At 65.8% G+C, this 19,944-nt stretch carries 18 protein-coding genes and 1 tRNA gene; 14 read left to right on the plus strand and 5 right to left on the minus strand.

From position 1 onward, the window contains the following. Positions 1-125 precede the first annotated feature (125 nt). The 3 genes from A0W70_RS06875 to ispG form a co-directional block, all read right to left on the minus strand. Positions 126-202, minus strand: a tRNA-Arg gene (locus A0W70_RS06875). A 54-nt stretch (positions 203-256) separates the two neighbouring features. Beyond that, positions 257-1,360 (minus strand): FAD-dependent 5-carboxymethylaminomethyl-2-thiouridine(34) oxidoreductase MnmC1, encoded by a 1,104-nt coding sequence (mnmC1, locus tag A0W70_RS06880; RefSeq protein ID WP_070988495.1) that lies wholly within the window; start codon positions 1,358-1,360, stop codon positions 257-259. Next, the gene (gene ispG / locus A0W70_RS06885; RefSeq protein WP_070988496.1) at positions 1,357-2,601 is read right to left on the minus strand and encodes a flavodoxin-dependent (E)-4-hydroxy-3-methylbut-2-enyl-diphosphate synthase; all 1,245 of its coding nucleotides are present in this window, start codon (positions 2,599-2,601) and stop codon (positions 1,357-1,359) included. Before ispG ends, mnmC1 begins: the two co-directional genes overlap by 4 nt. Positions 2,602-2,757: 156 nt before the next feature. Here ispG and hrcA point away from each other — a divergent pair, with 156 nt between their 5' ends. From hrcA to A0W70_RS06955, 14 genes are all read left to right on the plus strand, one after another. Then, the gene (hrcA, locus tag A0W70_RS06890) at positions 2,758-3,825 is read left to right on the plus strand and encodes a heat-inducible transcriptional repressor HrcA (protein WP_070988497.1); all 1,068 of its coding nucleotides are present in this window, start codon (positions 2,758-2,760) and stop codon (positions 3,823-3,825) included. A gap of 109 nt (positions 3,826-3,934) precedes the next feature. Continuing rightward, entirely contained in the window at positions 3,935-4,567 is a 633-nt protein-coding gene (gene grpE / locus A0W70_RS06895; protein ID WP_070988498.1) for a nucleotide exchange factor GrpE, read from the plus strand. Positions 4,568-4,659: 92 nt separating this feature from the next. Next, complete coding sequence (gene dnaK, locus A0W70_RS06900) at positions 4,660-6,588, plus strand: molecular chaperone DnaK (protein ID WP_070988499.1); 1,929 nt, start codon at positions 4,660-4,662, stop codon at positions 6,586-6,588. Positions 6,589-6,728: 140 nt separating this feature from the next. After that, positions 6,729-7,859, plus strand: a complete 1,131-nt coding sequence (dnaJ, locus tag A0W70_RS06905; protein ID WP_070988500.1) for a molecular chaperone DnaJ — start codon at positions 6,729-6,731, stop codon at positions 7,857-7,859. 30 nt (positions 7,860-7,889) lie between these two features. Next, the gene (gene dapB / locus A0W70_RS06910; protein WP_070988501.1) at positions 7,890-8,690 is read left to right on the plus strand and encodes a 4-hydroxy-tetrahydrodipicolinate reductase; all 801 of its coding nucleotides are present in this window, start codon (positions 7,890-7,892) and stop codon (positions 8,688-8,690) included. Between the two features lie 51 nt (positions 8,691-8,741). After that, positions 8,742-9,689, plus strand: a complete 948-nt coding sequence (gene fabD / locus A0W70_RS06915; RefSeq protein ID WP_070988502.1) for an ACP S-malonyltransferase — start codon at positions 8,742-8,744, stop codon at positions 9,687-9,689. Beyond that, the gene (fabG, locus tag A0W70_RS06920; RefSeq protein WP_070988503.1) at positions 9,686-10,429 is read left to right on the plus strand and encodes a 3-oxoacyl-ACP reductase FabG; all 744 of its coding nucleotides are present in this window, start codon (positions 9,686-9,688) and stop codon (positions 10,427-10,429) included. Before fabD ends, fabG begins: the two co-directional genes overlap by 4 nt. Before the next feature lie 181 nt (positions 10,430-10,610). Then, positions 10,611-10,847, plus strand: coding sequence for an acyl carrier protein (gene acpP, locus A0W70_RS06925; protein WP_070988504.1), 237 nt, complete (start codon positions 10,611-10,613; stop codon positions 10,845-10,847). 166 nt (positions 10,848-11,013) lie between these two features. Then, positions 11,014-12,252 (plus strand): beta-ketoacyl-ACP synthase II, encoded by a 1,239-nt coding sequence (gene fabF / locus A0W70_RS06930; RefSeq protein WP_070988920.1) that lies wholly within the window; start codon positions 11,014-11,016, stop codon positions 12,250-12,252. A gap of 23 nt (positions 12,253-12,275) precedes the next feature. Continuing rightward, entirely contained in the window at positions 12,276-13,106 is an 831-nt protein-coding gene (gene pabC, locus A0W70_RS06935) for an aminodeoxychorismate lyase (RefSeq protein WP_083330831.1), read from the plus strand. Further along, entirely contained in the window at positions 13,099-14,166 is a 1,068-nt protein-coding gene (mltG, locus tag A0W70_RS06940) for an endolytic transglycosylase MltG (RefSeq protein ID WP_070988505.1), read from the plus strand. Before pabC ends, mltG begins: the two co-directional genes overlap by 8 nt. Then, the gene (gene tmk, locus A0W70_RS06945) at positions 14,147-14,833 is read left to right on the plus strand and encodes a dTMP kinase (protein WP_083330832.1); all 687 of its coding nucleotides are present in this window, start codon (positions 14,147-14,149) and stop codon (positions 14,831-14,833) included. Before mltG ends, tmk begins: the two co-directional genes overlap by 20 nt. Next, entirely contained in the window at positions 14,830-15,813 is a 984-nt protein-coding gene (holB, locus tag A0W70_RS06950) for a DNA polymerase III subunit delta' (protein WP_070988506.1), read from the plus strand. The genes tmk and holB overlap by 4 nt, the downstream gene beginning before the upstream one ends. A gap of 12 nt (positions 15,814-15,825) precedes the next feature. Continuing rightward, entirely contained in the window at positions 15,826-16,185 is a 360-nt protein-coding gene (locus tag A0W70_RS06955; RefSeq protein ID WP_070988507.1) for a PilZ domain-containing protein, read from the plus strand. Between the two features lie 387 nt (positions 16,186-16,572). Here A0W70_RS06955 and A0W70_RS06960 read toward each other — a convergent pair whose 3' ends face one another. Both A0W70_RS06960 and A0W70_RS06965 read right to left on the minus strand, forming a co-directional pair. Continuing rightward, positions 16,573-18,540 (minus strand): 3-hydroxyacyl-CoA dehydrogenase NAD-binding domain-containing protein, encoded by a 1,968-nt coding sequence (locus tag A0W70_RS06960; protein ID WP_070988508.1) that lies wholly within the window; start codon positions 18,538-18,540, stop codon positions 16,573-16,575. Beyond that, positions 18,537-19,862, minus strand: a complete 1,326-nt coding sequence (locus A0W70_RS06965) for an acetyl-CoA C-acetyltransferase (RefSeq protein ID WP_070988509.1) — start codon at positions 19,860-19,862, stop codon at positions 18,537-18,539. The genes A0W70_RS06960 and A0W70_RS06965 overlap by 4 nt, the downstream gene beginning before the upstream one ends. Between the last annotated feature and the right edge of the window lie 82 nt (positions 19,863-19,944).

The raw sequence follows: 19,944 nt of genomic DNA on the forward strand, positions 1-19,944 counted from the left end.
CCCCTCACGCGCGCATCGAACGACCGCTGAATGAGTAATCTGTGGGACAGATGGGCATTTGTGGGACAGCAGCACGATCCGTGCTGAATCTGCGGCGCGTAAGTGACTGAAAACGGGAGGGAATTTGGCGCGCCCGGGAGGATTCGAACCCCCGACCTCATGGTTCGTAGCCATGCGCTCTATCCAACTGAGCTACGGGCGCCTGTCGAGAAAGCGGGATTATCCCGGCGAGGGGCGGTTGGGTCAAGGTGGTTGGTTATTTCAGATTGGCATCGGTGGGATGGCCGTCGCGGCGGTTTTCCGGGGAGAGAAAACGCAGGAGCGGATGGCGGTGGCCATCGATGGCATTGGCGAGGAGCTGGGCGGCCAGGGGTGTCGTCAGCAGGCCGTGGGCGCCGTGGCCGGCGGTGATCCAGAGATTGTCGGCGAGGCGGCCGACGAGGGGGATCCGGTTGGGTGTGGTGGCGCGGAAGCCGACGAACCGGTCGATCGCTTCGGGGATTTCGGCGAGCCCGAGACACCGCTGAGCGAATGCGAGGTTGGTCTGGTCGTCTTCGGCGCGTGGCGCCGGGTCGGTGTCGCCGCGTTGGAGAGTGGCGCCGACCCAATGGGTTCCACCGATTGCGGGCGTGATGTAACCGCCACCCGATATCGGTACCCGCAAGCCGGCGCTCGCGGCGGTCGCGCGGAACGCGGTGGCCTGCCCGCGGGCGGGGAGCAGCCAGCGGCGGCTCTCTGGCCACAGCCGCGTGCAGGCGGTGCCGGCCGCTATGATCGCGGTTGTGGCCGTGGCAAGTGGCTCGCCGGCAGCGCTCTGCGCGGTCCAGCCATCCTCGTGCGCCACCAGCCGTTCGACACGCCCGCCACGGGTATGGATCGAGCCGGCATGCAGTGACCGCAACGCGTTGGCCAGCCGGTCGGGCTGGATGCACGCGCCGCGGCGATGCAGCACGCCATCGGAGGGTGGTTCGATACCGATCGCCGCCCGGGCGTCGGCCGGTGTGACGTGGCGCGCGTCCGGGTCATCGGGTGGGACGCGCCGGTGTCTGGCCCGATCGCGTTCGTTGCCCGGCAGCAGCAGGGTGCCGCGCGCGGTCCGGCCACAGTCGAATCCGGCCCGCTCGAGGTGGGCGAGCCAGCTCTCGGTTACGTTCAGGCCGCGGCGGCGCAGGCGGGTCAGTGGATCGGTCGCGCCGCCGATGGTGGCCGCCATGACGGCGGCGGGGATGTCCGAGGCGCGGTCGGCGTCATCGTCGGCGATCAGGGTGACGCGCCAGCCGCGCCGGGCGAGTACGGCGGCCGCGGCGCTGCCGGCCAGGCCGCCGCCGATGATCAGGGCGGTCCGGGGCCGCCGGCTCACGCCGGGGTGTCGCTGTGCCCGTAATTGCGCTCGACGTAGTCCTCGACAATCGCCTCGAACTCTTCGGCGATATGGTCGCCCTTGAGCGTGACCGTCTTTTCGCCGTCCACGTACACGGGCGCCACCGGGCGCTCCCCGGTGCCGGGGAGGCTGATGCCGATATGGGCGTTGCGGCTTTCGCCGGGACCATTGACCACGCAGCCCATGACAGCGACACGCATCTCCTCGACCCCGGGATAGACATCCTTCCATTCGGGCATCTTGCGGCGCAGATGGCCCTGGATGTCTTCCGCGAGCTGCTGGAAGTAGGTGCTGGTGGTGCGCCCGCAGCCGGGGCAGGCGATGACGCTCGGGACGAACGCCCGCAAGCCGAGGCTCTGCAGGATGTGCTGGGCCACCTCGACCTCGCGGGTGCGCGGGCCGCCGGGTTCCGGCGTGAGGGAGATGCGGATGGTGTCGCCGATGCCCTCCTGCAGGAGCACGGACAGCGCCGCCGTCGATGCGACGATCCCCTTGCTGCCGGTGCCGGCCTCGGTCAGGCCCAGGTGCAGGGCCCATTCACCGCGCGCGGCGAGATCGCGATAGACCGCGATCAGGTCCTGGACGCCGCTCATCTTGCAGGACAGCACGATCCGGTGCCGGGGCAGGCCCAGTTCCTCGGCGCGCAGGGCGCTGCCGATGGCGGATTCGACGACGGCCTCGCGGTTGATCAGCGTCAGATCGCGCGGTTCGTCACGCCGCTGGTTTTCGTCGAGCAGGCGCGCCATCAGGTCCTGGTCGAGACTGCCCCAGTTGACCCCGATGCGCACGGGCTTGTCGTAGTGACAGGCGAACTCGATCATCTGCGCGAACTGCTCGTCGCGGCGCTTGCCCTTGCCGACGTTGCCCGGATTGATCCGGAACTTGGACAGCGCCTCCGCGCAGGCCGGGTGGTTCGACAGCAGTTTGTGTCCGTTGAAATGGAAATCGCCGACCAACGGGGTGCGGCATCCGGCCGCGTCGAGGCGTTCACGGATATGCGGTACCGCCGCCGCGGCGGGGTCACTGTTGACCGTGATCCGCACGATCTCGGAGCCCGCTTCGGCCAGTTCGAGCACCTGTTGGACGGTCGCTTCGATGTCGGCCGTATCGGTATTGGTCATCGACTGCACGACGACCGGGTGGTCGCCGCCAACCGTGACGTCGCCGACCGGGACGCCCACGGTGGGGTGTCTCCGGATGGGGTTGAGGGGGTCGCTCATCGCGCCTCCGGTGTTCGGGCATGGCCCGTCGGGGCGCGTATTCTAGCGCGCCGGCCGTGTCCGCACATAGGCCATCGTGGCAATCATGGATAGTGGCGTATTGGCACTCGCCCACCGGGAGTGCCAACGCTCGGGGTCGTTCGGTAGAATGCCGGCATGGTATCCAGCGATCACACCAGCCCGCTGAACGAGCGCAGCCGTCATCTGCTCCAGGTACTGGTCGAGCAGCACATCCGCGCCGGCGAGCCGATCGGATCGCGCAGCCTGGCCCGCGCCTCCGGACTCGGTCTGAGTGCCGCGACGATCCGCAACGTGATGTTCGACCTCGAGGAGCAGGGTTACATCCGCGCGCCCCATACGTCGGCCGGTCGCGTACCGACGGAACGCGGCTACCGGCTGTTCGTGGATCATCTGCTGGGGATGAAGCCCACGGGGCAGATCTCCGCGGCCGAGCTGCGCGAGCAGCTCCAGCTGGATGCCGACGATGCGCCGCAGGATCTGGTCGAGTCGGTTTCCTCGTTCCTGTCGGGGTTCACCAGCATGGCCGGCGTCGTGACCCTGCCCCGACGCGAGGTGTCAAAGCTGCGCTATATCGAGTTCCTGCCGCTCGGTGAGCAGCGGGTGCTGGTGATCCTCGTGGTCAATGATCACGAAGTCCAGAACCGGGTGATCCACACGGATCGCGATTACAGCCGCTCGGAGCTCGAGCGGGCCACCAATTATCTCAACCGGCAGTTCGGCGGCCGCGACCTGAACGATGTGCGTGCCTCGCTGCAGCGCGAACTGCGGGCCGCGCGCCGCGAGCTGGATCGCATGATGGATGCGGTCGTGGACATGGCCGGCAAGGCATTCTCGCCGGACACCCGCGACCGGGATGGAGCGAATTTCGTCCTCGCGGGCGAGACCAATCTCATGAATTTCGAGGAGCTCTCGGACGTCGACAAGCTCAAGTCGCTGTTCGAGACCTTCAACCGCAAACGCGATCTCTACGATCTGCTGGAGCGCTGCTCGCAGGCGGATGGCCTGCAGATCTACATCGGCCGCGAATCCGGCTACGAGGTGCTCGACGACCTCAGCATCGTGGCCGCGCCGTACTCCCAGGGCAGCGACATCGTGGGCGTGCTCGGCGTGATCGGTCCCACCCGCATGGAATACGACCGGGTCATCTCGGTGGTCGACGTGACCTCCCGACTGCTCGGCGCGGCCTTGAATTCCCGTTCGTGAGCCCCATATGGGCCTGAGTCACGTGGTGCGCCGCGTCCTGTCCCGGTGCATGGCCGGGGTTTGTGTCGGCGGCGCCCGATCGGTTTGGAAGCAGTAACGGAGGCGCAGCATGTCCAACGAGCAGTCCGCGGAACAGCGGGAGACGGAGCGGGACGCCCGCGAAGAGACCCGGGAGCAGGGTGAGGGCGAAACCGACGCCCCGGACGCCCCCGAGGAGACGACCACCGGGGAGCAGGAGACGGAATCCGCCGCCGCGAGCGATGACCCGCAAGCCGAAATCGAGCGCCTGCGCGCCGAGCTTGAGCAGGCCGAGGCGCGCGCGGACGAGAACTGGCAACGCGTGCTGCGCACGGAAGCGGAGAAAGAGAATGTCCGCAAACGGGCGCAGAAAGACGCCGACACCGCGCGCAAGCAGGCGGTCGAGAAAATGGCCAACGAACTGCTGGGTGTTCGTGACAGCCTCGAACTCGGGGTCGATGCCGCCCAGCAGGACGAGGCCGATATCGCCAAGGTGCGCGAGGGCACCGAACTGACCCTGCGCATGCTCGGTCAGGCCATGGAGAAGTTCGACATCGTCGAGATCAATCCCCTCGGTGAGAAGTTCGATCCGGATTACCACCAGGCGATGTCGATGCAGGAAGTCGAAGGCTACGAGAGCAACACCGTGTACCAGGTGATGCAGAAGGGTTATCGCCTCGAAGATCGGCTGCTCCGCCCCGCATTGGTGATGGTCGCCAAATAGACCGCTTGAAATGGGGCCAGCCGACCCCAAGTTCGGTGACAGACGGCGCAGCGCCGTAAACAGAATTTCGCAGAGCTGGAGGAAGCAACATCATGGGCAAGATGATCGGTATCGACCTCGGGACGACCAACTCCTGTGTCGCCGTAATGGAAGGTGACACCACCCGGGTGATCGAGAACAGCGAGGGCGCGCGTACTACGCCGTCGGTCGTGGCCTTCGCGGAGGACGGCGAGGTCCTCGTGGGCGCACCGGCGAAGCGCCAGGCGGTGACGAACCCCCACAACACGATTCACGGCGTGAAGCGCCTCATCGGCCGCGCGTTCGACGAGGACGAGGTCCAGAAGGACATCCGTTACGTCCCGTACAAGATCCTGAAGGCCGATAACGGTGACGCATGGGTCGAGGCCAACGGCAAGCAGATGGCGCCGCCGGAAGTGTCCGCGCGCATCCTGCAGAAGATGAAGAAGACGGCCGAGGAGTACCTCGGTGAAGAAGTGACCGAGGCCGTGATTACGGTGCCGGCGTACTTCAACGACTCGCAGCGCCAGGCGACCAAGGACGCCGGCCGGATCGCGGGTCTGGACGTCAAGCGCATCATCAACGAGCCGACCGCGGCCGCGCTGGCCTATGGTCTGGACAAGCAGCGCGGTGACCAGAAGGTCGCGGTGTACGACCTGGGCGGCGGTACGTTCGACATCTCGATCATCGAGATCGCGGAAGTCGATGGCGAGCATCAGTTCGAGGTCCTGTCCACCCACGGCGATACGTTCCTGGGCGGCGAAGACTTCGACCTCGCGATGATCAACTACCTCGCCGAGAGCTTCAAGAAGGAGAGCGGGATCGACCTGAACAACGATCCGCTCGCCCTGCAGCGCCTCAAGGAGGCCGCGGAGAAGGCCAAGATCGAGCTGTCGGCCGCGCAGCAGACCGAGATCAATCTGCCGTACATCACGGCCGATCAGAGCGGTCCCAAGCATCTCAACATGAAGATGACCCGGGCCAAGCTCGAATCGCTGGTCGAGGATCTGGTCAACCGGACCATCGAGCCCTGCAAGACGGCGCTCAAGGATGCCGGCCTGAAAGCCAGCGGCGTCAATGAAGTGATCCTGGTCGGCGGCCAGACCCGTATGCCGCTGGTGCAGAAGAAGGTCGAGGAGTTCTTCGGCAAGCAGCCGCGCAAGGACGTGAACCCGGACGAGGCGGTCGCCGTGGGTGCCGCGATCCAGGCCGGCGTGCTCGGCGGCGACGTCAAGGACGTCCTGCTGCTCGATGTGACGCCGCTGTCGCTCGGCATCGAGACCATGGGCGGCGTGATGACGCAGCTCATCGAGAAGAACACCACGATCCCGACGAAGGCGTCGCAGGTGTTCTCGACCGCCGAGGACAACCAGTCGGCCGTGACGGTCCACGTCCTGCAGGGCGAGCGCCAGATGGCGAAGGACAACAAGTCCCTCGGCCGGTTCGACCTGAGCGACATCCCGCCGGCCCCGCGCGGCGTCCCGCAGATCGAGGTGACGTTCGACATCGACGCGAACGGCATCCTCAACGTCTCGGCCAAGGACAAGCAGACGGGCAAGGAGCAGTCGATCGAGATCAAGGCCTCCAGCGGTCTGTCCGAGGACGAGATCGAGGCCATGGTCAAGGATGCCGAGGCGCACGAAGAGGAAGACCGCAAGCAGCGTGAACTGGTCGAGACCCGCAACCAGGCGGACAACCTGATTCACGCCACCGAGAAGTCGCTCAACGAATACGGCGATCAGATCGGTGCCGACGCGAAGCAGAAGGTCGAGCAGGCGGTCGAGAATCTGCGTGAAGCCATGAAGGGCGACGACAAGGAGACCATCGAGACCCGCACCCGCGAGCTCTCCGAGGCATCGGGCGAACTGGCCCAGGCCGCGCAGAGCCAGGCCGGTGGCGAGGCCGAGTCCGGCAGCGCCGAAGGCCAGCAGAGCGGGAAGGACGACGAGGTCGTCGATGCCGAGTTCGAGGAAGTGAACGACAACGAATCGAAGAAGAACTGATTCGGCGGCCCGCTCCGGCGGGCCGTTACGTTGGTTGTCGCCGGGACGTCCCGGCCGGTCGGTGACCGGTCGCGGACGTTTCCGTTTGTGCGATCGGTCGGCGGGCAACGGCCGGTGACCACAGGGGAGGATCCTGGATCATGTCCAAGCGGGATTATTACGAAGTACTCGGGGTCGGGAAGAACGCCAGCGATACCGAGATCAAGAAGGCGTATCGCAAACTGGCGCAGAAGTATCATCCTGACCGCAATCCCGACGACGAGGAAGCGCTGGAGAAGTTCCGCGAGGCGAAAGAGGCCGCGGAAGTCCTGTCCGATTCCCAGAAGCGTGCCGCCTACGATCAGTTCGGTCATGCCGGCGTGGATGGCAGTGCCGGCGGCTTCGGCGGTGGAGGCGGCGGCGGCTTCGGCGGCGCCGACTTCTCCGACATTTTCGGCGATATGTTCGGCGACATCTTCGGCGGTGGACGCCGCCGCGGTCGTGGCGCGGACCTTCGCTATAACCTCGAGATCAGCCTCGAGGACGCCGTCCAGGGCACGGAAACGGAAATCCGCATTCCGACCCTGGTGGAATGCGAAAGCTGCAATGGCTCGGGCGCGAAGCCCGGCTCGACCCCGAAGACCTGCGGGACCTGTCGTGGTATCGGTCAGGTCCGGATGCAGCAGGGCTTTTTCTCGATCCAGCAGACCTGCCCGACCTGTCAGGGCAGCGGCCAGCAGATCGACGATCCCTGTGGCCAGTGCCGCGGCAGCGGGCGCACGGAAGAGGAGAAGACCCTCTCGGTGAAGGTGCCGGCCGGCGTCGACACCGGCGATCGCATCCGTTTGTCCGGTGAAGGCGAGCCCGGCGAGAGCGGGGCCCCGGCGGGCGATCTCTACGTCGAGGTACGGGTCAAGCCGCATCCGATTTTCGAGCGCGACGGCGCCAATCTGATCTGCGATGTACCGCTCGATATCGCGACCGCCGCGCTGGGCGGCGAGGTGGATGTGCCGACGCTGGACGGGCGCGTGAAGCTCAAGATCCCGGCGGGGACGCAGTCCGAACGGGTCTTCCGGCTGCGCGGGAAGGGCGTGAAGCCGGTCCGCGGCGGCGCCAAGGGCGATGTGCTCTGCCGTGCACGGGTCGAAACGCCGGTGAACCTCACCAACCGCCAGAAGGAAATCCTGGAAGAACTCCAGGCGAGCTTCGAAGATGATACGCGCAAGCACAGTCCGCGCCAGAACAGCTGGCTGGACGGGGTGAAGAAATTCTTCGAAGATATCGGGCTCTGATCGCCTGAACACCACGGACGCGAGGCATCGATGACCCGAGTCGCGATTAACGGTGCAGCCGGTCGTATGGGCCGGAATCTGCTGGCCGCCTGCCTGGAACATCCGGAGCTCGAGGTCAGCGCGGCGCTCGAGCATTCGGGGCAGGCGGCGCTGGGGCAGGATGCCGGCGTACTGGCGGGGGGCGACCCGATCGGGGTTGTCGTCACCGACGACGTCGCCACGGCGCGGTTCGATGTCGTGATCGATTTCACCCGGCCCGAGGGGACGCTCGCGATGATTACGCACTGCCTGGAACGGCAGGTGCCCATCGTGATCGGGACCACGGGCCTGTCCCCGGAGCAGCGTGCCGAGGTCGCCACGGCAGGCCACTACATTCCCGTCCTGATCGCTCCCAATACCGGTGTCGGCATCAATCTCCTCTCGGGGTTGGTGGAACAGGCGGCCCGGGCGCTGGGACCGGAATACGACGCCGAGGTGATCGAGGCCCATCACCGGCACAAGGTCGATGCCCCGTCGGGGACGGCCCTCTACCTGGGCGAGGCGATCGCCACCGGCCGCGGCGACAAACTGGCCGATCGGGCGGTCTATGCGCGTGAGGGCCACACGGGCGAGCGGGAGACCGGCGAGATCGGGTTCTCGACCATCCGCGGCGGCGATATCGTGGGTGAGCACACCGTGTTGTTCGCTGGCCCCGGCGAGCGCATCGAAATCACGCACCGGGCATCCAGCCGCATGCTGTTTGCACGGGGCGCGGTCCGGGCGGCTGCCTGGATGGCCGCGCAGCGTCCGGGCCTTTACGATATGCAGGACGTGCTCGGCCTGACCCGTTGAGCCCCATCGCAACGCTCCCCTGAAATCAAGAATTCAATACGGAGGACCAGCGTGAGTCGTATTGCAGCCGTTTTCCCGGGCCAGGGCTCACAGAGCGTCGGCATGCTGGCCGCGCTCTCCGAGCAGTGGCCCGAGGTCGGACAGACCTTTCAGGAGGCATCCGAGGCGCTCGGTTATGACCTTGAGGCCATTGTTCGGGACAACCCCGAGGATCGCCTCAATCAGACCGAATATACTCAGCCTGCAATGCTCGCGGCCGACGTTGCGGTCGCGCGCGTCTGGTCGGCGGCGGGGGGCCCGGAACCGGCCCGCGCCGCGGGCCACAGCCTTGGTGAGTACGCCGCGCTCGTGCAGGCGGGCGCGCTGGGCTTCGCGGATGCGATTCGGCTGGTAGCCGAGCGCGCCCGGCTCATGCAGAATGCCGTGCCAGCGGGCGAGGGCGGTATGGCCGCGCTGCTCGGGCTTGACGGCGATCGCGTGGCCGAGATCTGCGAGCATCTGCAGACGGAGCGTATTGTCGAGCCGGTGAACTTCAACGCCCCGGGGCAGGTCGTGATTGCCGGACATGCCGACGCGGTGGCCCAGGCGATCGAGGCGGCGCGCGAGGCCGGCGCGAAGCGTGCGGTCGAGCTGCCGGTGTCGGTACCGTCGCACAGCAGCCTCATGAAGGACGCCGCGGCGAGCCTCGGCGAGTACATGGCCGATATCGAATTCGCTGCACCCGGCATGCCGGTCGTCCACAACGTCGACGCCGCGGAGCACGCGGATGTGGACGGGATCCGTGAGGCGCTGCGGCGACAACTGTACAATCCCGTCCGCTGGACGGAGTCGGTGCAGGCCCTGCGTGACGCCGGAGCGGAAGTCTTCGTCGAACTCGGGCCCGGCAAGGTACTGACCGGTCTGGCAAGACGGATCGATCGGTCTATGACGGCTTTTGCGGTCGAGGATCCGGCAAGCCTGGAAAAGGCACTTGATTACTGCAGGGAGAACGGAGCATGAGCCTTGATGGCGATGTAGCGCTGGTCACCGGCGCGAGCCGCGGGATCGGCCAGGCGATCGCGCAGGAGCTGGGACGCCAGGGCGCGACCGTGATCGGCACCGCGACCAGCGAATCCGGCGCCGCGGCGATCGGCGAGAGCCTGGAGAGCGCGGGCATCCGCGGCGCCGGCCGGGCCCTCGATGTGCGCGACAGTGCCGGCGTCGACGCGCTGGTGAAGTCCATCGCGGCGGAGTTCGGGCCGATCACGGTGCTGGTGAACAACGCCGGGATCACGCGCGACAATCTCCTGATGCGCATGAAGGATGCCGAGTGGGAAGAAGTGATCGACACGAACCTCGGATCGATCTACCGTGTTGCGCGGTCCTGTATCCGCGGCATGATGAAGGCGCGGCGGGGCCGGATCGTGAATGTGGCCTCGGTGGTCGCGGCCACCGGCAATGCCGGACAGGCGAATTACGCGGCCGCGAAGGCCGGCATGGTGGGCTTCACCAAGTCGCTCGCGCAGGAAATCGGCAGCCGCGGTATCACTGTCAACTGCGTCGCCCCTGGCTTCATAGACACGGACATGACACGCTCGCTGCCGGAGGCGTCGCGCGCATCATTGCTGGAGGAGATCGCGGTGGAACGCTTCGGAACGCCGCAGGAGGTCGCGCACGCGTGTGCGTTCCTGGCGTCGCCGGAGGCCTCCTACATCACCGGGCACACATTGCACGTGAACGGTGGGCTGTACATGTCGTGACAGCGTTGCGTTGAGACGCTGTCGAGATATGTTTTGTAACTTATTGATAATAAAAATCCGTTCAGCGTATTCACTATGAACTGAACGGTATCGAAGCGGGTAGATAGGCAGGGGTGATTCCCCTACAATACGCCGCACAATCAAGGGCTGCACCACCTGGATTTCGGAGGACCAACCCGACATGAGCAGTGTTGAAGAACGCGTCAAGAAGATCGTCGTCGAGCAACTCGGCGTCAAAGAAGAAGAAGTGACCAATGCCGCCTCGTTCGTCGATGATCTGGGCGCGGATTCGCTCGACACCGTCGAGCTGGTCATGGCACTCGAGGAAGAGTTCGAGTGCGAAATCCCGGACGAGGAAGCCGAGAAGATCACGACCGTCCAGCAGGCGATCGATTACATCAACAACAATCTCGGCTGAACGGGCCTGACGACGGCCGGCCGGCTGATCCCTTCGCGATGCAGCATGGATCACGAAGGGGCTGCCGGGCGGCCGGACGGGATGTTTCGCCGGTCCGGGCTCGGGGTTCTGCCTGAAGGGCAGCCGGCGGCGTCAGAGTTCTGCCGGAACGCAGGGGATGAGCACCTTGAGCAAAAGGCGCGTAGTGGTTACCGGACTCGGCGCGGTGTCGCCGGTGGGCAACACCGTCGAGACTTCGTGGGAATCCATCCTGGCGGGTCGTTCCGGGGCCGCACCGATATCATCGTTCGATGTATCGTCCTACAGTGTCCGGTTCTCGGCGTCGGTGAAGGACTTCGACGTCTCCGAATACCTGTCCCCGAAGGACGCGCGGAAGATGGGGCTGTTCATCCACTACGGGATGGCGGCCGGTATTCAGGCGATCCAGGACGCGGGTATCGAGGTGACCGACGAGAACCGGGATCGGATCGGTGTTTCGATCGGTTCCGGCATCGGCGGGCTGCCCGAGATCGAACATTCGGTCGACGTCCTGCAGGAGGGCGGTCCGCGCAAGCTGTCACCGTTCTTCGTGCCTGCCACGATCATCAACATGATCTCCGGCAATCTGTCCATCCGCTACGGGTTCCAGGGGCCGAACATCTCCATCGTGACGGCGTGCACGACCGGCACGCATAATATCGGCGATGCCGCACGTTTCATCGAATACGGTGATGCCGATGTCATGATCGCCGGCGGTGCGGAAAATGCCACCTCACCGCTGGGGCTCGCGGGCTTCGCCGCCGCGCGCGCCCTGTCGACCCGCAACGATGACCCGGAGCATGCGAGTCGCCCGTGGGATCGCGGCCGCGACGGGTTCGTGCTGGGCGACGGCGCGGGTGTCCTCGTGCTTGAGGAGTACGAGCACGCGAAGGCGCGCGGTGCACGGATTTACGCGGAGGTCTCCGGCTACGGCATGAGCGCCGACGCGCATCACATGACCCAGCCGGCCGCCAATGGTGATGGGGCGTATCGTTGCATGCGCAACGCACTGGTCAACGCCGGCATGAATCCGGATCAGGTCGATTACGTGAACGCGCACGGGACCTCGACCCAGGTCGGTGATGTCGCCGAGGTTCAGGCGCTGAAGAGCGTATTCGGTGATCATGCGGCGGCACTTGCGGTCAGTTCCACCAAGTCCATGACCGGACACCTCCTCGGTGCCGCCGGTGGTCTGGAGGCGGTCTTCTCAATCCTGGCGATCCGCGATCAGGTCGCACCGCCGACGATCAACCTCGACGACCCGGACGAGGGCTGCGATCTCGATTTCGTGCCCCATGAGGCGCGATCGATGAAGATCGGCAGCGTGCTCTCGAACTCGTTCGGATTCGGCGGGACCAACGGCACGCTGGTGTTCCGTCAGGTCTGACGGCGCGCGGTGCCGCACCGCCCTTGAGCTCTCCAGACACCCCCCGGATCCTTGTCAACGGCAGGGAAGGCGTATCGGTCGACGTGACCGATCGCGGCTTTGCGCTGGGGGATGGGCTGTTCGAAACCATTGCCGTCAGGGATGGGGCGCCGCGGTTCTGGCAGGCGCACGCGGATCGCCTGCTGGATGGATGCCGGCGACTGTCCATTCCGGCTCCATCGATAGACGGACTCGCGCATGAACTGGAACGCGTCAGGGGGGATGCGCCATCGGGTACGGCCCGCATCACGATTACCCGCGGACCCGGTCCGCGCGGTTATGCGCCGCCGCCTGAACCGACCCCGACACGCGTCGTAGGGTTCTATCCAGCGGCGACTGCAGCCGCACGCAAGCCACGGTTTACGCTGCGCTGGTGCCATACACGCCTGGCATTACAGCCGGCGCTTGCGGGCCTCAAGCACCTCAACCGCCTTGAACAGGTGCTCGCACGGGCCGAGTGGACCGATCCGGCGATCGATGAGGGCATCATGCTGGCCACGGATGGACGCGTGGTGGAGTGCGTGATGTCGAACCTGTTCCTCGTAAAAGATCATACGCTCGTTACGCCGGCCCTTGATGAATGTGGTGTCAGCGGGGTCATGCGTCGACAGGTCCTGGAGACGGCCGGGCGCGAAGGGATCGAAATCCAGGTGCGACGGGTGGAGCCGGATGAGGTGAAGCGGTCTACCGCGGTTTTTGTCACCAACGCGGTGCGCGGGATTGTGACAGTCGAGCGGATCGATGATCTGCAGTACAGTGCGGACGAACCGGTCGTGCGCCATCTGAGGGATTGTCTGGAGGCGGTTGATGGCTAGACGTCGCAGGAAGACCTGGCTGGCGGGATTGTTCGTGTTGGTGGTTTCCGTTGGCGGCGGCGTAACGGCGGCCGACTTTTTCCGGTTCCTGCACAGCCCGGTCAATCTCGATCCCGATGCGGAACTCGTGTTCATGATTGATCCTGGTACGCCCGTCCGGCGGATCGCGGAACGTCTTGCGGCGCGTGATGTGATCGATCGCCCGTTGTATTTCCGGGCGACCGCGCGTTTCACCGGCGATGCCCGGCGGATCCAGGCCGGTGAGTATGTGCTTGAACCTGGCACCACCCCGTACCGGATGCTGGAAAAATTCGTACGGGGAGACGTGAAGCAGTATCGATTGGCCGTGATCCCGGGCTGGACCTTCGATGAGGTGCTGGCGGCGCTGGAGAAGCATGACGCCATCGCGCATACGCTGGAGGGCCTGTCGCCGGAGGAGATCATGGCGGAACTGGGCTATCCCGAGCAGCACCCCGAGGGCCGGTTTTTTCCGGACACCTATCAGTTTCCGCGCGGACGCAAGGACCGCGAGCTGCTCGCGCGGGCCTATGAGCGGATGGAGAAAGTACTTGCCGAGGAGTGGAAGGATCGCACCGAGGGGCTGCCACTGGAGAGCCCCTACGAGGCACTGATCCTGGCCTCGATCGTGGAACGCGAGACGGGTGTGCCGGAAGAACGCGCCCGGATCGCGGGCGTGTTCGTGGAACGCCTGGAGCGCGGCATGCGCCTGCAGACGGACCCGACGGTGATCTACGGCATGGGGGATGAATACGAGGGCGACATCCGTTATCGCGATCTGCGTGAAGACACGCCGTACAATACCTATACGCGCAGCGGGCTGACGCCCACGCCGATCGCGATGCCCTCCCGTGCGGCCATCCACGCCGCTCTTCATCCCGACCGCCGTGGGGATCTTTACTTCGTTTCCACCGGTGATGGCCGCCACGTCTTCTCCGAGACCCTGGAAGAGCACAACAAAGCAGTCGTGAAGTACCAGCTCGACGGCGATGCCTCGCGTCTGCGCGGGAACAATCAGGGCGATGGGGCCGGGGACGAATGAGGCGCTGCTCGCGGGAACCGATCACCGCGTACTGGAATGTATCGTGAACGCCGACAAGCGATTTATCACGCTGGAAGGGATCGAGGGCGTCGGGAAGTCGACCCATGTCGACGCGGTGGTCGAAGCACTTCGCGGGCAAGGGGAGGCCGCAGTGCGTACCCGGGAGCCGGGTGGCTCCCCGGTCGCCGACCGGATCCGTTCGCTGCTGCTCGATCCGGATGGTGACGCACCACTGGCCGAGACGGAACTGCTGCTGTTGTTCGCGGCCCGCTCGGAACACCTCGCGCGCGTGATCCAGCCGGCGCTGGATGCCGGCCAATACGTGGTCTGTGACCGCTTTACCGATGCCACCTATGCCTACCAGGGAGGTGGACGGGGTTTGTCGTCCGCGCGCATCGGCGTGCTCGAGGCCTGGGTGCAGGGCGACCTGCGCCCCGGCCGCACGATACTGCTCGATGCGCCGGTGCCGGTGGCGCTGGAACGCGCCCGCGGCCGCGGCGCGGCCGACCGCTTCGAGCGCGAAACGGGGGCGTTCTTCGAGCGCGCGCGGGAAGTCTACCTGCAGCGGGCACAGGACGACCCCGATCGTTTCCGCGTCATCGATGCCACTGGCCCGGTGGAACAGGTTCGCGAGCAGGTGGTGGCCGCGCTGCTGGAGGACCTGTGAGCGCTCTGGCCGTCGCGCCATGGCAGGCCGCGCGCTGGGAGCGCGTGCAGGGCCTGCGCAGCGCGGGCCGGTTACCGCACGCGCTGCTGATCAGCGGGCCCGGCGGCACCGGTGAAGGCCTGTTCGCGGATGCCCTGATGCAGGCCCTTTTGTGTACATCGACATCCGCCGAAACGCCTTGCGGTACCTGCAGCGCATGTCGTGAGTACACGGCGGGTACCCATCCGGACGCGGTCCGGATCGAACCGGAAGAGGCGGGCAAGGCCATCGGGGTCGACCGGATCCGCGAACTCACGGGGCGTCTGAATCTCACCAGTGGCGGCCGTTCCAAGGTGGCCCGTATCGAGCCCGCCGAGTCGATGACCCTGGCCGCCGCGAACAGCCTCCTGAAAACCCTGGAAGAGCCGCCGGGCGACAGCGTGCTGCTGCTGGTCAGCGAGCGACCGGCACGGCTGCCGGCGACCGTGCGCAGCCGCTGTCAGCGGATCACCTTCGGTCTGCCCGACCGCGAGAGCGCGCTCAACTGGCTGCGGAGCCAGCCGGAAATGGAGCAGCCGGAATACTGGCTCGACCGCGCGGGCGGCGCGCCGCTGCGGGCGCTGGAAATGGCCGCGGAAGGATTTGACGAGACGCCCCTGGTGTCGGCGCTGGTGCAGGCGCTGGGCGAAGGCCGGATCGAACGCGGCGCCATCGAGGCCGGGAGCGCGCATCCCCTGGCGCGGAGTGTTCCCGTGCTGGCCACCGCCGTCGAGGACATGATCCGCCTGCGGTTCGCATCGGACCCGCCATTGCGCATGCCGCTGGAGCGTGAGCGCTTGGGCAGGGCCGCGTCGAAAGTGGACGTGCGCGCGCTGTTTGATTACCTTGATGAACTGAGACGCTCGATTCCGGGGCCGAGCAGTGCGCTGCGGGCCGACATCCAGTGGCACGGACTGCTTGCCGATGCCGCGGAAACCGGTCGCGGCCGATACAACCGATAGACGGGGGAGCCGATGGCAGCACAGCAGGGCGGCGGTGGTCGTCAGGGCATCATGTCCCTGACCATCAAGGACAAGGGCGCGCTTTATGCGGCCTATATGCCGTTCGTGAAGAACGGCGGCCTGTTCATCCCGACCAACAAGTCCTACAGCTTCGGCGACGAGGTCTTCATGCTGCTTACGCTCATGGATGACAAAGAGCGCCTGCCGGTCGCCGGCAAGATCATCTGGATCACGCCGCAGGGGGCACAGGGGAACAAGACCGTCGGCATCGGCGTCCAGTTCTCCGACCAGGACAACGGCGCCACCCGCAAAAAGATCGAAACCTACCTCGCCGGCGCCCTCAACGCCGACCGCCCGACGCATACCATGTAGTGGTTCGTGTCGTTGGGTGGAATGCGTTGTAGAACCACGAATGAACACGAATAAACACGAATGGTTCTTGGGGTAACCAACGCCCTGTGGAGCTTCGCTGTCCGGGTGTGTGGGCGTTGAAACGGTATTAAAGAACCACAGATGGACACAGATAAAACCGTTTCTATTCAGACCGCCGGGGCCGAATAAACGACTCGATCTCCCGATTCACTCGGGTTCGCCGTATTCGCCTTTATCTGTGTCCATCTGTGTTCATCTGTGGTTCAAAATCAGCGCTGGATGCTGCAACGAAACATCAGCGAGCTCCAAATGCGGTTGGTTACCCCAAGAACCATTCGTGTTCATTCGTGTTCATTCGTGGTTCCGGTTTTAAAGCCCAGCGACCAGCTACCCACCTTGACCGGAATGCTGTTCCCGATAGTGCAGCGGCCCGCCGGTGAAGGGTGCGAAGCCGGTGCCGAAGATGGTGCCGGCGTCGACCAGGTCGCCGTCGGCGACGATCCCCTCGTCGCGGGCGCGCTCGGCCTCGTCGAGGAGGGGTTCGATCAGGTCCTTGCCGAGGCGATCCAGTTCGGCTGAATCCAGCGAGATGCGGCCACGATCCGGTTTGCCTTTCTTGTCGTAGACGTAGAAGCCACGGCCGCTCTTGCGACCGAGGGTGCCGCCGTCGACCATGGAACGCATCGAGGCCGGCACTTCCAGTCCCAGTGGTTCGGCCATCACGTCGACGGCGGCCACGCAGACGTCGAGGCCGACCGAATCCGCCAATTCGAGTGGGCCCATGGGCATGCCGAAGCGTTTGGCCGCCTCATCCAGCGATTCACGCTGCGTACCGCGCGCATACAGCGTCGCCGCCTTGATCATGTAGGGCATCAGGACCCGGTTCACGAGGAACCCGGGGGCGCTCTTCACGCGCAGCGGGAGCTTGTCGGCGCTCGCGATCAGCGCCTGCCCGCGGTCCAGATTCGTGCTGTCGCTCTGGGTGCCCGCGACGATCTCGACCAGCGGCATCTTGGCCACCGGGTTGAAGAAATGCAGACCGATCAGCCGGCCGGGCTGCTGCAGGCCCTCGGCCAGTTGCTCGAGCGGCAGACTGGACGTATTGGTGGCCAGGATCGCGTCCTCGCGCATACGTGGCTCGAGTTCCCGATAGAGCCCCTGCTTGGCATCGAGATCCTCGATGATCGCCTCGATGATGATATCGGCACCTTCGACACCTCGGTTGCGCGGATCCGGAGTGAGGCAGTCGAGTGCGGCGGTCACCCGCTCAGGACGTTTCAGGCGCTTCTGGAACAGGGAGCGGGCGCGTTTGAGGGTCGAAGCAATCGCCTTGTCGCGTTCGTCGAAGAGCGTTACCCGGCAACCGTTCAGCGCGAGCCAGGCAGCGATGTCACCACCCATGGTCCCGGCACCGATGACATGGACCCGCCGGGGGACCGCGACATCGCTCGAACGGGCCTCACGCTTGAGTCGATCCTGCAGCAGGAAGACGCGGATCAGGTTACCGGCCGTGGGCCCTTCGATCAGGCGCGTCAGCGAGGTCCGTTCCGCCTTGATGCGGCGTGGGGCGGAGTCACCGCCGTGGCGGGCCCAGAGATCCAGCATCGCGTACGGTGCCGGGTAGTGTTCGGGACGGGCGCGCTGTTTGACCTGGCGCTGCATGATCGGTTTCAGCGCATAGCGGCCGGGCAGGCTGCCCGCGAGGCGCTGCCACCATTTGGGGCGATGCCGGCCCGGGTCCCGTCGGATCAGATCGCGCGTCGCATCAACGAGCTGCCACGGCGAGAGCGCGAAATCCACGAGCCCCATGCGCTGCGCTGCCCGGCCTTCCAGTGTCCGCCCGGACAGCATGAGATCGAGCGCGCCCGGGGCGCCGATCAGATCGGGCAGGCGCACGGTGCCGCCGAAGCCGGGGTGGATGCCCAGCCGGACCTCTGGCAGGCCCAGGCGCGTGGCCGGATCGCGGTCTGCGACCCGGTAACGGCAGGCGAGCGCCAGTTCGAGACCGCCGCCCAGGCAGAAGCCGCGGATCAGTGCGACGGTCGGAGCCGTCATCGCCTCGATCCGGTCCATTACGCGCTGGCCCCGTTCGATCAGGGCGTCCGCTTCGGCGGCGTTGCTGATCGCCCCGAGTTCCTGCACGTTGGCGCCGGCGATGAAGCCCGACTTGGCGGACTGGAACACGATGCCTTTCGGCCGTTCACCGCTGTCGAGATCGTCGAGCGCGGCCTCCAGTTCCGTAAGAACCTCGGTCGAGAGCGAATTGGCGGCCTCACCCTTAACGTCGAGTGTCACCCATGCGATGCCGTCGGCATCGCGCTCGATCGTGCAATGCTGCAGTTTCGTGCCGCTCATGCCGACGCCTCCGGATTCTCGATCAACATCGCACCGCCCTGGCCGCCGCCGATGCATTGCGTGGCCACGCCACGGCGCCCGCCGAAGCGACGCAGGACGTGCGCGAGGTGCAGGGTGATTCGGGCACCGCTGGTGCCCACCGGGTGCCCGAGGCTGATCCCGCCGCCGTCGACGTTGAGCCGTTCGGGATCCACATCGCCCCAGGGTTTCGATAGCCCGAGGTGTTCGCGGCAGTAACTGCGGTCACGCCACGCCGCTGTGCAGGCGAGCACCTGGGCGGCGAAGGCCTCGTTCAGTTCCCAGTAGTCGACACTGCCGAGCGCGAAGCGATGCCGTCGCAGCATCGGGGTGACGGCATGGACCGGGCCCAGCCCCATCTGGGCGGGATCGAGTCCGGCCCATTCGCTGTCGACGATCCGGGCGAGAACCGGCAGGCCGTGTTTCTCGACGGCCTCTTCCGAGGCGAGCATGACGGCGCAGGCCCCATCGGTCACCTGCGCGCTGTTACCCGCCGTGACCTTGCCGTACGGTTTTTCGAATACGGGCTTGAGCCGGGCAAGATCTTCAACGGTACTTTCGCGCCGAACGCCGTCGTCCATGTCGTACGCCCGACCGTCGAGACCATGCAACGGTTCCAGTTCGGTCAGCAGATCATCGTCCTGGGCCTGCGCGAGGCGTTGATGGCTGCGGCAGGCGTATTCATCCATCTCCGCGCGGGTGATGCCGAAGCGCCAGGCGATGTTCTCCGCTGTCTGGCCCATCGACATGCCGCTGACGGGGTCGGTCAGGCCTTTGAGCAGCGCGACCACGGGCTTGAGCATCCCCGGACGAAGCCGCCCGAGCTGTTTCGCTTTGGCAACGGGCGTCTTCGCCCGGTTGAAGTCGGCCAGCCATTCAACGAAACGGGGATCGAACAGCAGCGGCGCGTGGCTCATGGCCTCGGTACCGCCGGCGAGTACGAGTTCAGAACGCCCCGCCTGAATGTCATGCAGCCCACAATCGAGCGCCTGCATACCGGAGCCGCAGTTGCGCTGGACGCTCCAGGCGGGTACCCGGTGACCGCAACCGAGGCGCAACGCAATAATCCGGGCGATATTGGCCTCGTCCGCAGCCGGGCCGGCGCATCCGAAAATGACCTGATCAAGGGCATCCGGCTCGAATGGCATCCGCAGCAGTAGCTGGCGGCCAGCCGCTACGCCCAGGTCTGCCGCGCTGAAGGCATTGGGTTTGCCGCGGAATTTGAGGAATGGTGTGCGACTCCCATCGACGATATAGACGGGCCGCGTGGGGCTTTTGGGTGAGGCGTTTCCGGATCGAACCAAGTACCGACTCCCTCGCGGCCTGACCACCGCTCATCGCAGGATGCTCGATTCTAGCAGCCCATCCCGTGTTCGCCATGGGCTT

Origin of the sequence: Halofilum ochraceum (assembly GCF_001614315.2) — a bacterium.
In the GTDB taxonomy this organism is placed as follows: domain Bacteria; phylum Pseudomonadota; class Gammaproteobacteria; order XJ16; family Halofilaceae; genus Halofilum; species Halofilum ochraceum.

What these genes read in the sequence shown, in the direction of transcription:
- ispG (WP_070988496.1), bottom strand. Translation starts at nt 2,601, where the DNA reads ATGAGCGACCCCCTCAACCCCATCCGGAGACACCCCACCGTGGGCGTC.
- hrcA (WP_070988497.1), top strand. Translation starts at nt 2,758, where the DNA reads ATGGTATCCAGCGATCACACCAGCCCGCTGAACGAGCGCAGCCGTCAT.
- grpE (WP_070988498.1), top strand. Translation starts at nt 3,935, where the DNA reads ATGTCCAACGAGCAGTCCGCGGAACAGCGGGAGACGGAGCGGGACGCC.
- dnaK (WP_070988499.1), top strand. Translation starts at nt 4,660, where the DNA reads ATGGGCAAGATGATCGGTATCGACCTCGGGACGACCAACTCCTGTGTC.
- dnaJ (WP_070988500.1), top strand. Translation starts at nt 6,729, where the DNA reads ATGTCCAAGCGGGATTATTACGAAGTACTCGGGGTCGGGAAGAACGCC.
- dapB (WP_070988501.1), top strand. Translation starts at nt 7,890, where the DNA reads ATGACCCGAGTCGCGATTAACGGTGCAGCCGGTCGTATGGGCCGGAAT.
- fabG (WP_070988503.1), top strand. Translation starts at nt 9,686, where the DNA reads ATGAGCCTTGATGGCGATGTAGCGCTGGTCACCGGCGCGAGCCGCGGG.
- acpP (WP_070988504.1), top strand. Translation starts at nt 10,611, where the DNA reads ATGAGCAGTGTTGAAGAACGCGTCAAGAAGATCGTCGTCGAGCAACTC.
- mltG (WP_070988505.1), top strand. Translation starts at nt 13,099, where the DNA reads ATGGCTAGACGTCGCAGGAAGACCTGGCTGGCGGGATTGTTCGTGTTG.
- tmk (WP_083330832.1), top strand. Translation starts at nt 14,147, where the DNA reads ATGGGGCCGGGGACGAATGAGGCGCTGCTCGCGGGAACCGATCACCGC.
- A0W70_RS06955 (WP_070988507.1), top strand. Translation starts at nt 15,826, where the DNA reads ATGGCAGCACAGCAGGGCGGCGGTGGTCGTCAGGGCATCATGTCCCTG.
- A0W70_RS06960 (WP_070988508.1), bottom strand. Translation starts at nt 18,540, where the DNA reads ATGAGCGGCACGAAACTGCAGCATTGCACGATCGAGCGCGATGCCGAC.